This window comes from Geoglobus acetivorans (assembly GCF_039641995.1).
Classification (GTDB): Archaea; Halobacteriota; Archaeoglobi; order Archaeoglobales; family Archaeoglobaceae; genus Geoglobus; species Geoglobus acetivorans.
On the sequence record NZ_CP087714.1, the window covers coordinates 1,452,453 to 1,465,330 of the forward strand.

At 47.2% G+C, this 12,878-nt stretch carries 10 protein-coding genes; 6 read left to right on the forward strand and 4 right to left on the reverse strand.

The window, feature by feature from the left end; all coding sequences use genetic code 11:
- The first annotated feature begins 122 nt into the window (after positions 1 to 122).
- The 6 genes from LPQ35_RS08465 to LPQ35_RS08490 are packed head-to-tail and all read left to right on the forward strand — an operon-like array spanning position 123 to position 7,209.
- Positions 123 to 1,616, forward strand: coding sequence for a 2-isopropylmalate synthase (locus LPQ35_RS08465; RefSeq protein WP_193808341.1), 1,494 nt, complete (start codon positions 123 to 125; stop codon positions 1,614 to 1,616).
- A complete protein-coding gene (locus LPQ35_RS08470) occupies positions 1,616 to 2,362 on the forward strand; it encodes a YchF/TatD family DNA exonuclease (RefSeq protein WP_193808342.1) in 747 nt (248 codons plus the stop codon). Before LPQ35_RS08465 ends, LPQ35_RS08470 begins: the two co-directional genes overlap by 1 nt.
- 32 nt (positions 2,363 to 2,394) lie before the next feature.
- Entirely contained in the window at positions 2,395 to 2,898 is a 504-nt protein-coding gene (locus LPQ35_RS08475; RefSeq protein WP_193808343.1) for a TIGR00288 family NYN domain-containing protein, read from the forward strand.
- Positions 2,888 to 3,808, forward strand: a complete 921-nt coding sequence (locus LPQ35_RS08480; protein WP_193808344.1) for an ATP-grasp domain-containing protein — start codon at positions 2,888 to 2,890, stop codon at positions 3,806 to 3,808. Before LPQ35_RS08475 ends, LPQ35_RS08480 begins: the two co-directional genes overlap by 11 nt.
- A 6-nt stretch (positions 3,809 to 3,814) precedes the next feature.
- Positions 3,815 to 5,377 (forward strand): flippase-like domain-containing protein, encoded by a 1,563-nt coding sequence (locus tag LPQ35_RS08485; protein ID WP_346297620.1) that lies wholly within the window; start codon positions 3,815 to 3,817, stop codon positions 5,375 to 5,377.
- Positions 5,374 to 7,209, forward strand: a complete 1,836-nt coding sequence (locus LPQ35_RS08490; protein WP_193808346.1) for a DUF2298 domain-containing protein — start codon at positions 5,374 to 5,376, stop codon at positions 7,207 to 7,209. Before LPQ35_RS08485 ends, LPQ35_RS08490 begins: the two co-directional genes overlap by 4 nt.
- A gap of 232 nt (positions 7,210 to 7,441) precedes the next feature.
- Here LPQ35_RS08490 and LPQ35_RS08495 read toward each other — a convergent pair whose 3' ends face one another.
- The 4 genes from LPQ35_RS08495 to LPQ35_RS08510 all read right to left on the reverse strand — a co-directional run bounded on the left by LPQ35_RS08495 (position 7,442) and on the right by LPQ35_RS08510 (position 12,874).
- Positions 7,442 to 8,863 (reverse strand): radical SAM protein, encoded by a 1,422-nt coding sequence (locus LPQ35_RS08495; protein WP_193808347.1) that lies wholly within the window; start codon positions 8,861 to 8,863, stop codon positions 7,442 to 7,444.
- Positions 8,860 to 9,345 carry an acetolactate synthase small subunit gene (gene ilvN / locus LPQ35_RS08500; protein WP_193808348.1) on the reverse strand — a complete coding sequence of 162 codons (486 nt, stop codon included), beginning with the start codon at positions 9,343 to 9,345 and terminating at the stop codon, positions 8,860 to 8,862. The genes LPQ35_RS08495 and ilvN overlap by 4 nt, the downstream gene beginning before the upstream one ends.
- A 3-nt stretch (positions 9,346 to 9,348) precedes the next feature.
- Positions 9,349 to 11,016: an acetolactate synthase large subunit gene (locus tag LPQ35_RS08505; RefSeq protein WP_193808349.1), complete on the reverse strand. Its 1,668-nt coding sequence runs from the start codon at positions 11,014 to 11,016 to the stop codon at positions 9,349 to 9,351.
- Between the two features lie 169 nt (positions 11,017 to 11,185).
- Positions 11,186 to 12,874: a Na(+)/H(+) antiporter subunit D gene (locus tag LPQ35_RS08510; RefSeq protein WP_193808350.1), complete on the reverse strand. Its 1,689-nt coding sequence runs from the start codon at positions 12,872 to 12,874 to the stop codon at positions 11,186 to 11,188.
- Positions 12,875 to 12,878: the final 4 nt, after the last annotated feature.

A 12,878-nucleotide genomic window follows, 5' to 3' on the forward strand; every position in this document is an offset into this window, starting at 1 on the left:
GTTTTTAAGGATTTATCAGCATGTTTTTTACATTCGGTTCTTGGCTGATGCCGGCTGTCCGGGTGGACACATCCGATTCCGTAAAACCATAAGTTTTTATTAAGAAACCCTGACTGAGTACCATGCGCACTGTCACCATATATGACACCACTCTCAGGGATGGAGAGCAGATGCCGGGTATCTCCTTTCCCAAAAGTTACAAGATTCAGATAGCTAAACAGCTTGACAAGCTTGGGGTTGATGTTATCGAAGCAGGTTTTCCTGCCGCTACTCAGGGAGAGTTTGAGGCGGTAAGGGAAATAGCGAACCTTGGACTTAACGCCAGAGTTAGCGGGCTGGCGAGACTTGTAAATGAAGACATCGACAGGACGATTCAGGCTGATGTGGACATGGTCCACATATTCATTTCAACTTCAAAAATCCAGATTGAGCATACTGTTAAGAAGAGCAGAGAGGAAATCGTTGAGATGGCCGTGGAGGGTGTGGAATATATAAAATCCCACGGCGTTGAATGCATGTTCTCTGCAATGGATGCCACAAGAACTGAGGTCGAATACCTGAAAACGATTTACAAGGCTGTTGAGGACGCTGGCGTCGATATAGTCAACGTTCCTGACACGGTTGGAATTGCAACACCCTTTTCGATGTATGGACTGATCTCCGAACTTAAAAAAGTTCTTGAGGTTCCGGTGGATGTTCACTGCCACAATGACCTCGGTCTGGCTGTGGCGAATACCTACGCAGCCGTGAAAGCCGGGGCAGATCAGGTACAGGTTACGATAAACGGTATTGGAGAAAGGGCAGGAAATGCGAGTCTTGCGGATGTTGTCATACTGATAAAAGCGGTTGAGGGGCTTGAAACGAACATAAAAACCGAATACCTCGTTGAGACCGCAAGGCTGATTGAGAGGCTTACCGGAATCAAACTTCCTCCAAACACCCCTATAGTTGGAGACAATGCATTCAGTCATGAAAGCGGAATTCATGCACATGGTGTACTGAGCGAGGCAACGACCTTCGAGCCGGGAATCGTAACCCCCGAAATGGTCGGACACAGGAGGAAGATAGTCGTCGGAAAGCATGCTGGAAGGCACCAGATCAAGAAATTGCTTGAGGATGCAGGATATGCTGTCAGTGATGACGTCCTCACGAAGATCGTGGATAAGGTAAAGGAGCTTGGAGATAAGGGCAAGAAGATAACTGATCTGGACGTTATAACTCTCGCCGAGGTCCTGATGGGTGAGGTCAAGAAGGAAGAGAGAGTCATACAGCTGGATGAGGCTACGGTGATCACAGGGAATAGAATCACGCCAACTGCGGTGATAAATGCTGATGTCAACGGTGAGAGGAAGATAACCTCTGCTATTGGGGTTGGACCGGTTGATGCGGCTTTGAGAGCTGTTGCTGAGCTTGTAGGGAAGCAGATAAGGATAACTGAGTTCAGGATGGATGCAATAACTGGAGGGAGCGACGCTCTTGCAGAGGTCTATGTGACGGTTGAGGACGAGGAGGGGAGAAGCTTCACCTCGAGAGGGGCGGGAGCGGACATAGTTATGGCGAGCGTGGATGCCGTCATAAACGCAGTGAACTATCTGATGAAAATGAGGAGCAGATGATGGAGTTAGCCGACATACACTGTCACCTGAATTTTGGCAATTTTAAAAAGGACAGAAATGAGGTGATAAGAAGAGCGAAAATTGCAGGACTGTCCTTCATCATCGATTCAGGTTTCGATTACGGTTCGAATGAAAAATCCCTTATCATTTCGGGCCAGTACGATGGTTATGTCTTTTCGACTCTCGGTTTTTCTCCAAACAGGATTGGAAAGTCTGATTATCGGTACGTTTCCGGTCAGATTTCGGAGAATCTGGACAGCATAGTGGGGATTGGCGAGATAGGGATCGATCTGAAAAAAGCACAGGCTGAATATGAAACGCAGAAAGAGATATTCCTTCATTTTCTTCAGCTGGCTGAGGAGTTTGAGAAACCTGCAGTGATCCACGCAAGGAAAGCCGAGGAGAAGGTGTTTGAGCTTCTGAAGGGCAGGGATGTTGTGGCGGTTTTTCACTGCTATACTGGGAGTGAAAAGCTTGCCGAGAGGATTGTGGATGCGGGGATGTACATCTCGCTCTCCACACTCCTATGCTACTCTGAAAATGTCCAGAAGATTGCTGAGGTGGTGGAGCCTGAAAACGTGATGTTTGAAACCGACAGTCCCTTTCTTTCCCCTCTTAAGGGCAGAAATGAGCCTGCAAACGTGCAGCTTGCATATCAGAAATTTGCGGAAATCAAGAACATGAGTGTGGATGAGGTAGCCATTAAACTTATAAAAAATGCAAGAAATGTATTCAATATAGATTGATGTCGCATCCATGGCATCGATTGGTGGTGATTATGGCGATAAAGTCCACACTGAGTGTGTCGAAGATTCAGAAGTTTAAGAAAATACTTTCGTCGAGAAAAGAGGGTAAAAAACGAATTGGTGTTCTGGTCGATGGTCCAAATGTCTTGAGAAAAGAGTTCAATCTTAATCTAAAAGAAATACGGGATATTCTTTCTGAGTATGGAGATATAAAGATTGCAAAGACGTTTCTGAACCAGTATGCTGGAGAGAAGCTTGTTGAAGCCATCGAGAATCAGGGATTCGAACCGATAATAACCTCCGGAGATGTTGATGTGAGGATGGCCGTTGAGGCCATGGAGATCATCTACAACGATTCCATTGATGTTCTTGCCCTTGTTACGAGAGATGCGGATTTCAAGGCAGTCCTCAAAAAGGCCATGGAGCTCGGTAAGGAAACCATAATCATAGGCTTTGAGCCGGGTTTTTCAGCAGCTCTCAAAAACTCGGCAGATATTGCCATAGTCCTGAATGAGGACGAATATGATGAAGAGTAAGCTCTTCATTTACGAGCATGGAGTATGTGGTGAAAAACTCCCGGAGAGTATTGCTGTTGAAGGACTTGCCATGTTTAAGAGCATGCTCGATTTTTCAGAGTACTATGACCTTGTCTCTTTCGTAAGGCCGGAGTTCAGGTCGTTTTTCAGGTTTGGAGATGGGAATTTTGATGAAGTCCTTGAAATGGCAGACCATGCATTAATTGTGGCTCCTGAAAACGACTGGATTCTGCGCGATCTGACGAAAAAGATCGAGAAAGCGGGAGTTGAGAATTTCGGAAGCTCTTCAAAGGCTCTGAGGATAACTTCTGATAAATGGGAACTCTACCGTAAACTAAAAAATAAGGTTAATGTTCCCGAAACGTCACTTAACAAGCTGGATGGTGAGTATGTCGTAAAACCAAGAGTGTCGTGTGGAGGAGATGGGATAAAGAAAGGCGGAGAAGTCCCTCAGGGATATATCGCTCAGGAACTCGTTGACGGAAAACCTTTGAGTTTCAGTTTTTATGTAAACGATGGTGAAATACACCTCCTTAGCGTGAATGAGCAAATTCTTGAGGGTTTTGAGTATCGGGGAGCAATAATTCCAGCAGAGTATGACGGAGATGCTGTTGAGGAGGCTATCAGGGCCGTGGAGGTTGTTGAGGGTCTCAACGGTTTCGTCGGAGTGGATGCTGTTGCCGGCAGTGATACGTTCGTGATCGAGATAAATGGTAGGCTGACAACGCCATCGGTTGCCTTCAAATACGTTTATGGGATGAGTTATGCCGGAATGAGGGAGATGATACTGAAAAATGGCCATGCGGAGTTCAGACCATTGAGAAGAGTTATGCTTTTGAAAGGTAAGGGAGATGGTTACGTTCAGCATGGAGAACATTCCATAATTTTAAAAACAATTCAGGAATTCTGAAGTCAAATGTTTACGATTATCGTTCCCGCTCACAATGAGGCGGAAAGGCTGGAGGAGAGTATTGAATCACTCGTGAATTTTTTGAGAAAGGAATACGACGAATTCGAAATAATTATAGCTGAAGACGGCTCCACAGACGGCACGGACAGAATAGCAAGGAGCCTGGAGGAAAAGTACTCTTTCGTCAGGCACCTGCACAGTGAGGAAAGGCTTGGAAAGGGAAGGGCCGTTTTTGAAGCTGCGAAGATCTCAAAATTTCCTGTTGTTGTGTACATGGATGCTGACCTCTCAACTGATCTGAAACACATAAGGGATTTGCTCAGCGCCATTGATGAGGGTTATGACATTGCCGTAGGTTCGAGGCTGGTCAGGGGGAGTGAGATTAAAAGACCGCTGAAAAGAGAACTCCCGTCCAGACTTTACAATCTGCTCGCAAGAAAAATGCTCGGTTCAAATATAAGAGATCATCAGTGTGGCTTCAAGGCTTTCAGGAAGGATGTGCTGCTCAAGCTCGGAGAATTGGCCAGGGACAACCACTGGTTCTGGGACACAGAAATACTTGTTCTCGCTCAGAAAAAGGGATACAGGATAAAGGAAATTCCGGTGAGATGGGAACACTATGAGGGAAGCTCAGTTAGCGTTATTAAAACCTCTCTCTACCTGTTCTCGAGCTTGCTCAGACACTCTGAAAGGGCGTTTCTGTATTTTTCCATAGGGGTTACTCTCCTGATCTTTGCAACGCTTGTGTATTTTGCAAATCCAGAAAAACTGGTCCAGTCCTTCAGAGCCCTGAATTATGTAAACATCCTTATCGCATTCATCATGTATCTTGCGTCTTTTCTCCTCAGGGGTGTGAGGTATGAGCACCTCATGAAAAACATCGGGGGCAGTGCAGGGGTGGGATATGCGGTGATGGCAACCGCCATAAGCCAGACCCTCAACATTCTCACGCCGGTGAGGATTGGCGATCTGGGAAGGGCTTACGTTTATTCGAGGAAGGGCGTTTCCTACCAGACCAGCTTCAGCGGGCTTGCTGCTGAAAGGATATATGATGTGATTGCGATCCTCATAATAGCGTTTTTCAGCATTGCGTTTGTTGGAATGGCGTATTTCAGGATGCTGTTTTATGCAGTCATATTTCTCGGAATTATAATTGCCGGAGTAATCTTTCTCTCCAAGACAAGGGGATACGTGGCGAAGGTGATGGGGGATGCCAAGGGTCTGATATTTTCGAGAATGGCGTTGTTTTTCATACCCCTATCTCTCTCCATATGGATGGTCGATGTTCTCGTATGTTACATAGTCCTCAGGTCCTTCTCCGATGCCCCCCTGTATCTCCCTGCGTTTGCAGTGGCGATGGGAAACGTTGTCAAAATCCTGCCATTGACTCCCGGAGGAATCGGGACGTATGAGGCGACATTGACTCTGATTCTGAGTTCGTGGATTACACGAGATGAGGCACTCGTCGTGGCGATAGCTGATCATGCCATCAAAAATATCGGCACCCTAGTGCTTGGTTTGCTGTCGTCGATAAAACTGGGATTGAGTCTGAGGGAGATGAGAAAATGACTGACGTCATTTCCGGTCTGATAGTTCTTGTTGTAGCTCTAATTTTTCTCTCAAATCTGTTTGAGCATTACTATATCTCGAAACTGCTTTCAGTTGTTCTGCTGTCTTTCATAATCTATGCTTTAGCCCATTTCACCGACTTCAGCACGGCATTCATGATTTCCATAATTGCAGTATCTGCCCCCATTGCTTATCGTATGTGGAAGAGGGGGTTCAGGATAGACTTTGAGGTTGAAGCTGTCTTTATCCTGGCATTTGCATTTTTCCTTTTCCTGAGAAGCCTTGTTCCTGACATCAACGGGGCGGAGAAGTTCATGGATATGGCATTTCTCAACTCGGTTCTGAATGCAGAACGTTTTCCGCCACCTGATCCGTACTTTGCGAGCGGAATGCTGAACGTGTACTACTATTTCGGACACGTGCTTTCTGCGGTGATTGTGAAACTCTCAATGCTCCCCCCCGAATATGGCTACAACGTTGCTATGGCGTTTTTTTCGGCTGCAAGTGTGTCTGCCGTTTATGGACTGGCAAGGGATATGGATGTCGGCAAATTTGCGGTTGTTGTCCTTATTGCCGGAGTTCCGTATTCTGTTTATGAGCTGTTATCAACTCTTTCGGCGGGAAATCTCCCCGGGTATCTGTTTTACTGGAATTCAACGAGGATATTTTCTGACAGCACTTTTGGCCATGCCATAACTGAATTTCCCTACTTCAGCTTTATCCATGCAGACCTGCATGCTCACGTTATAGCAATTCCTCTCAAAATACTGTTTATAGGGATTCTTTACAGGTTTTACAGAGAAAATGAGTACGCTCTTGCAATTCCCCTCATGAATTTTGCTCTTTTTGCGACGAATTCCTGGGATGCACCTGCTTTCTTTCTGCTATCCTCCGCTTTTCTGATTTACAAGGACAGGAGTTACTGGCCAATCGTGGCTCTGTCTGCAATCCTTATCCTGATCTTCAGACTCGAAATGAATGCCAATGCGGCCATTCAGCTTTCGACTGAATTCAGCAGTATCGCTGAGTTTTTACTATTCTGGGGCTTCTTTGTAATCCTGCTTTATGCGAGGTATTATGAGGCTATAAGAGATAAGCCTGTTTATCTTCTGATTGCTGCACTTTCGCCTGTATTTCCTCCTGCCATTTTTTTCCCAATTCTGTTGTATGCAGCTGAAAAAAGAGAATTTACCGACTTCCTCGTGATGCTTTCGATCCTCACGATCGCTGGATGTGAGGTGGTGGTTATAGATTTCAGAATGAACACGTATTTCAAATTCTATCTTCTCGCCTGGACGCTGTTCCTGCCTGCTGCCTCAGAGGGGCTCAGGGTAATTTATGAAAGGCGGAAGAGCATAGCCATACTCATCATGGCGCTGATGCTCGTTTACCCTGCTGTCGCAACACCTGTAAGGCACTACAAGCACGAATTCTCTCTGGATGGACTTAAGTTCATGCGGGACAGCTATCCCGGGGATTATTATGCTGTGAAATTCCTTTACGGAAAGAATGCGGTCGTTATCGAGGGAGTGGAGGGCAGTTATTCCTACGGCGGAAGGATTGCAACCTTTACGGGGGATCAGGCAGTCATAGCCTGGCCAAATCACGAGGTGCACTGGAGGAATAACGGCGACGAGCTTTCAGAGAGAATATCTGATGTGAGGGCAGTGTACACATCATCGTGTTCAGTTTCGCAGGAAATAGCAAGAAAGTATGGTGCCAGATATATCGTATATGGTGATTATGAGCGGAAACTTTATGGTGAAAGCAATTTCAGCTGCATGGAGAAGGTTTTTGATGAATACGGTACTGAAATTTACGAGGTGAATTGAAAAACCTCTTCGGATGGTGTGAAACAGAACCTGCCGTTGAAGCACAGCCCTCCGTTACCAATCCAGTACCTGCAGGAATACCAGTGGCATTCTCCGGGCAGAATTTTTCTTTTGTATTTTTCACACAGCATGTTATATTGCAAAATATGCACAGATGTATATATCTGTTTCTGTGTGTCTGAGAGACTGTGTGAACCTCTGCGCATGGACAGGTTGCTAACAGCCATCCACTTTAAAATTCTATTCCTGCCTTTTCCATGGAGATTTCAAATTCTCTTCTGATCCTGTTCTTTCTGTAACCCATATCGATCCTGTCCCACGGAAATTCATAGTCTGGAGAAAACCCTTCGAGGAATCTTTCCAGCCGGAATTTTCTGATCGTGCTGAGTCTCACCTTTCTGTCCAGAAAATCTCCCATGCTTTCGTCTCCACGGGAGATTACGGTTTGAACTGCAAATCTTTCAATGTTCTCGATTTCCACATCTGCAATTCTTCTCAGCTTGGAATACAGGTAGTCTCTTTTCTTTTTCAGCTCTTTTATATTCTCCATTGCGTTTTTCGACAGGTCTCCGCCATAAGGCAGCCACTGAAATGGCGTATGGGGTTTTGGGACAAGCGGGTTTATGGAAACCTGTACACTCTTTCCGAGATTTCTTATCTTTTCTACCATCCTCACAATTTCGTCCAGGTCGCTGTAGGTCTCTCCGGGCAGACCGAACATGAAATACAGCTTGATTTTTTTTGCACTGGAGATTTCTGCCGCCTGCATGACATCTTCTTCGCTTATGCCTTTGTTCAGGACTTCTCTGAGCCTCTCACTTCCTGCCTCTGGTGCGAGGGTGAGGGTTTTAACGTCGCCGAGAAGCTCTGCATGCTCCTCGTCAAACCTGTCAGCCCTGATGGAAGACGGTGAAACCTCATACCCCATGTTCTGGAGTTCTGAGACTATCTCAAGGAACTCGGGATGATCGGTGGGCGAGGGGGCTATCAGGGCAACCTTGCCTGCCAGTCCGATGTTCTCCTCGGCTATCTCGATTATGCTGTCTCTGCTTCTCCACCTCGGCGGTGAGTAAATCTGTCTGACAATGCAGAACCTGCAACCTCTCGGACATCCCCGCCCCATCTCTATCAGTATTGCCTTACCGTACGCCCCGTCCGCAACAATCTGCCTCTTCATCTCTGTGTCGAGGCTCACAACTCTTCGTTTGTTCGACAGGGGAAATAGGCCATCCGTTAATTCGTCCTCTACAATGCTTCTCACGGCATTCTCAGCTTCACCGATGAAAACTCTGTCAAAGTGTTTCAGGTACGGGAACGGGTTCTGGGTTATGCATGGTCCTCCGGCGATTTTTTTACCTGAGAATCCGGAAGAGCTCAGGATTCTGACTGCGCTGAACGCATCCTCCTCATACTGTATTGAGAACAGCGCCACATCAAATTTTTCGAGCGGCGTAGCCGATTCAACACTTCTCAGGCCGTTGAAGACATCTGTGTAAAACCTCTCTGCAATGTATTTTTCTTCTCTGTTTACTTCGAAATACAGTCTCTGGATTCCTGTATTGCTTATCCCGCCAACGTATCTGTTCGGATAGATTACTGCGATTTTCTTGGCTTTACTTGAAAATTTTTTAAAAAAGGGATTGAACTCTCTCATTCCAGTGCCTTACTGCCTCTCTGCATCGCTATTTTGCCCGTTCTCGTAACTTCCTTTATTCCGTACTGCTTCATCAGGTCTATGAATGCGCTGATCTTGTCTTCATCTCCGGTAACCTCAACTATCAGTGAGTCTCTTGCCACGTCCACTATTCTTGCTCTGAATATGTTGGCTATCTCAATGATCTCTGCTCTGCTCTGAGGTGTTGCAGACACCTTTACCAATGCGAGCTCTCTTTCAACCGAATTTTTGCTGACATCACTGACCTTTATGACCTCGATCAGCTTGTTCAGCTGTTTTGTGACCTGTTCGATTGTCCTGTCATCACCTGAGACGACTATTGTCATTCTCGACACTCCCTGTTTTTCAGTAACTCCGACAGCTAAGCTCTCGATGTTGAATCCTCGTCTCCTGAATAGCCCCGCAACTCTGGCAAGGACTCCGGGGCGATCTTCAACAAGAACCGCTATGGTGTGTCTCATCTTTCACACCTCCTCGTCGATAACCTCGTGCAGCGCGGCTCCCGCAGGCACCATCGGGTAAACGTTCTCGAGCCTGTCAACCCTGAAGTCTATCACCACTGGGGCATCTATCTCAAAGGCCTCTTTCAGGGCGTCTTCAACTTCCGATGGTCTCTCAACCGTCATTCCAACCGCACCGAATCCCTCTGCTATTTTTTCAATGCTCATTTCCTTGCATCTGAGGCACGTTGCAGAGTAGCGCTCGTCGTAGAACAGCTCCTGCCACTGTCTGACCATTCCGAGGAACATGTTATTCAGAACTGCCACCTTCACATTGATCCCGTAGTCAACGCAGGTTGCGAGTTCTTGGACGTTCATCAGGAAACTCCCGTCTCCGGCTATGTCAACAACCTGTTTTTCCGGAAATGCGGTTTTTGCACCCATTGCTGCCGGAAATCCAAAGCCCATCGTTCCGAGACCGCCGGACGTTATGAACTGCCTCGGTTTTCTGACCCTGAAGTACTGTGCAGCCCACATCTGGTTCTGGCCGACTTCTGTCGTAATGATCGCATCTGGCTGAAGTTCCCATATCTTTTCGATAACGAACTGGGGTTTGATTTTTTCATTATCTCTTCTGTATCTCAGTGGGTATGATTTTTTCCAGCCTTCGACCTTATCCTCCCACTCCTTTCTTTTTCTGTATGTTATGTGTGTGATAAGCTCCTGAAGAACCAGCTTTGCATCTCCAACAATTGGAACGTCTATCTCAATGTTCTTCCCTATCTCGGCAGGGTCGATGTCTATGTGGATTATCCTCGCATCGGGGGCAAAATCGGAAACCCTTCCTGTCGTCCTGTCAGAGAATCTTATTCCAATGGCAATCAGCAGGTCGCTCTCCTGAACGGCGTAATTTGCATACTTTGTACCGTGCATTCCTATGAATCCAAGGCTTAGTGGATGGGTTTCGGGAATCGCACCCTTGCCCATGAGACTTGTTGCAACGTATGCTGGAATTGTCTCAGCAAGTTTTGTAAGCTCCTCACTCGCGTTGGAGAGTATGACTCCGCCTCCTGCAAGAATTACCGGCCTTTCGGCCTTCATTATCAGTTCAGCAGCCTTCTTTATCTGTCTGGGATGTCCCCGGTACTTCGGCTTGTATCCCGGGAGAGTGATTTTTTCAGGATAATTGAATTCAACCTCTGCTGTTGTAACGTCTTTTGGCAGGTCTATCAGCACTGGACCCGGCCTTCCTGTGCCTGCAATGTGGAATGCTTCTTTTATCGTTTTCAGAAGCTCATTTTCGTCCGTAACAAGATAGTTGTGTTTCGTAACGGGCATGGTTATTCCGGTTATGTCTGCTTCCTGAAACGCATCATTACCGATTAAGCTCTTCGCAACCTGTCCGGTCATTACGACGATGGGTGATGAATCCATGTATGCCGTGGCTATTCCTGTAACTGTGTTCGTTGCTCCCGGGCCGGATGTTGCAAATGCAACGCCCACCTTTCCTGTGGCTCTTGCATATCCGTCTGCTGCATGCACTGCTGCCTGTTCGTGCCTCGTCAGGATGTGTTTTATGCCAGAATCGAATAGAGCATCATACACCTCTATTATGGCGCCTCCCGGTATTCCGAAAATGTGCTTAACACCCTCTTTTTCCAGAGCTTTGATAATGGCATCAGCCGCTCTCATAAACCACCACCACTAACATGGAAAATTCAGCATACTACTACACTCAAAAAGAGATTGCACAGTTCTGCTAGTTTGCTGCACTTTCGCATTGACCCATCATTCGGGTATGAATTTAAATAGTTTTTCATGGCTTTCAGACGAACTGGTCTGTTAAAAATAAAAAATGAATTCATGACGCTAAGAAGAGCAGGAGGTATACTGCAAAGAGTATGCACACCACCAGCACCCCATAACCGGCGCTGAGCTCCCTCAGCCTGACATTTGCTATGGCCTTGAATCTGGATGTGGTCTCAAGGAACCTCCTGTCCAGCTCCTTGGAGAACTCTGTGAACCTTATGCTGTAGTAAATGAAATATCTTCCAAGGATTCTGGGCAGCCAGTCCGTGTCCAGGACAATCTTTGCCTCTCCGCGCAGTTTGTCCCTCATGAGCCAGAATGCGAAGAACGTGAAGAGCAGCAGCTGGCTCATTGCCAGAACCTTCGCTGGAGTGTAGGGGTGGTATTCAACCGGGTACGGCAGTATGGAATACAGGATCTTATATCCGGGATACGTTCCAAAGAACACATTCAGCAGTGCGAGTATCGCCATTCCTGCAAGCATGTTCTTCGGCGGTTCTCTCGCCTCGATTTCCGGTTCCTTGGAGAACCACACGTTCCAGGGCAGCTTTAATCCCGTATGCAGGAACGTTCCAACGCTCGCACCCTCAAGCAACAGCCACACTAAAGGCAGATGAGCTTCAGCTGAAGCATACACTGTCATGTTCTTGCTCACAAACCCGCTGAAGAGTGGGAACGCTGAAATGGAGAACGCTCCGACCATGTACAGCCAGAAGGTTATCGGCATGTACCTGTAAATCCCTCCAAGCTCTGTAAACTTGCTCCTGCCGGTGACGTGTATGACTGCACCCATTCCCATGAAGAGCAGGGCTTTGTACAGTATGTGAGTGAACGCATGGGAGGTCGCTCCGTTAATCGCCATGGCGGTGCCTATTCCAACTCCCGCAACCATGTATCCTACCTGAGAGATGATGTGGTACGACAGCAATCTTCTGCCGTCATTCTCCAGGACTGCGAAGATGACTCCATACATGGCCATTATCGCGCCAAGCCACATCAGAATTTCCTCTCCGGCAAAACCCCTTGCAAGCGTGTACACAGCAGTTTTGGTTGTGAAAGCTGTGAGATACACCGCTCCTGTAACCGTCGCTTCGGGATACGCGTCCGGTAACCAGGCATGCAGCGGTGGGACCGCTGCATTTATGATGAATCCGAGGAGCATGAGGTAGTACGCATAACCCAGGGACGGGTCAAAGTGGTTGAACGCTATGCTTCCGGTCTGGAAAACGTACATCACGATGCCTGCGAGCAAACACAGACCGCCAAAGAGGTGCCAGAGAGCGTACCTGAATCCAGCACTTTCTGCATTCTTCGTCCTCCTGAACCAGATCAGGAACAGGGATGTAAGGGCCATTATCTCCCAGAAGACGTAGAGGGTGAAGACATCACCTGCAAAAACCGCTCCGAGAGCGCTGCCCACGTACATCATCGCCGAAAAATGTTCGCGCCTATCTGCATGAAGGGCGTAGACGTTCATCGCTATTGCAGCGAGAGAGAAAACATACCCAAAAACCATCGCGAGCCTGTCCACTCTTGCGAGAACGAGCTCGTAGTCGAGGAAGTTGAGCTTAAGCGCTGTGAACGGGACCTCTCCAAAGTAACCCGAGGATGTTAGCAGGAGTATGAAGAGGGATGAAAGCGGGAGCAGAAGGAACAGAATCTGCTCCGCTCTCCTCGATCTGATGAATGGAATCAGGAGAGCTCCGAGGATTATGACGATGCCGGGATGAATCCAGGTCATTTAC

What these genes read in the sequence shown, in the direction of transcription:
- LPQ35_RS08465 (WP_193808341.1), top strand. Translation starts at nt 123, where the DNA reads ATGCGCACTGTCACCATATATGACACCACTCTCAGGGATGGAGAGCAG.
- LPQ35_RS08470 (WP_193808342.1), top strand. Translation starts at nt 1,616, where the DNA reads ATGGAGTTAGCCGACATACACTGTCACCTGAATTTTGGCAATTTTAAA.
- LPQ35_RS08475 (WP_193808343.1), top strand. Translation starts at nt 2,395, where the DNA reads ATGGCGATAAAGTCCACACTGAGTGTGTCGAAGATTCAGAAGTTTAAG.
- LPQ35_RS08480 (WP_193808344.1), top strand. Translation starts at nt 2,888, where the DNA reads ATGAAGAGTAAGCTCTTCATTTACGAGCATGGAGTATGTGGTGAAAAA.
- LPQ35_RS08485 (WP_346297620.1), top strand. Translation starts at nt 3,815, where the DNA reads ATGTTTACGATTATCGTTCCCGCTCACAATGAGGCGGAAAGGCTGGAG.
- LPQ35_RS08490 (WP_193808346.1), top strand. Translation starts at nt 5,374, where the DNA reads ATGACTGACGTCATTTCCGGTCTGATAGTTCTTGTTGTAGCTCTAATT.
- LPQ35_RS08495 (WP_193808347.1), bottom strand. Translation starts at nt 8,863, where the DNA reads ATGAGAGAGTTCAATCCCTTTTTTAAAAAATTTTCAAGTAAAGCCAAG.
- ilvN (WP_193808348.1), bottom strand. Translation starts at nt 9,345, where the DNA reads ATGAGACACACCATAGCGGTTCTTGTTGAAGATCGCCCCGGAGTCCTT.
- LPQ35_RS08505 (WP_193808349.1), bottom strand. Translation starts at nt 11,016, where the DNA reads ATGAGAGCGGCTGATGCCATTATCAAAGCTCTGGAAAAAGAGGGTGTT.
- LPQ35_RS08510 (WP_193808350.1), bottom strand. Translation starts at nt 12,874, where the DNA reads ATGACCTGGATTCATCCCGGCATCGTCATAATCCTCGGAGCTCTCCTG.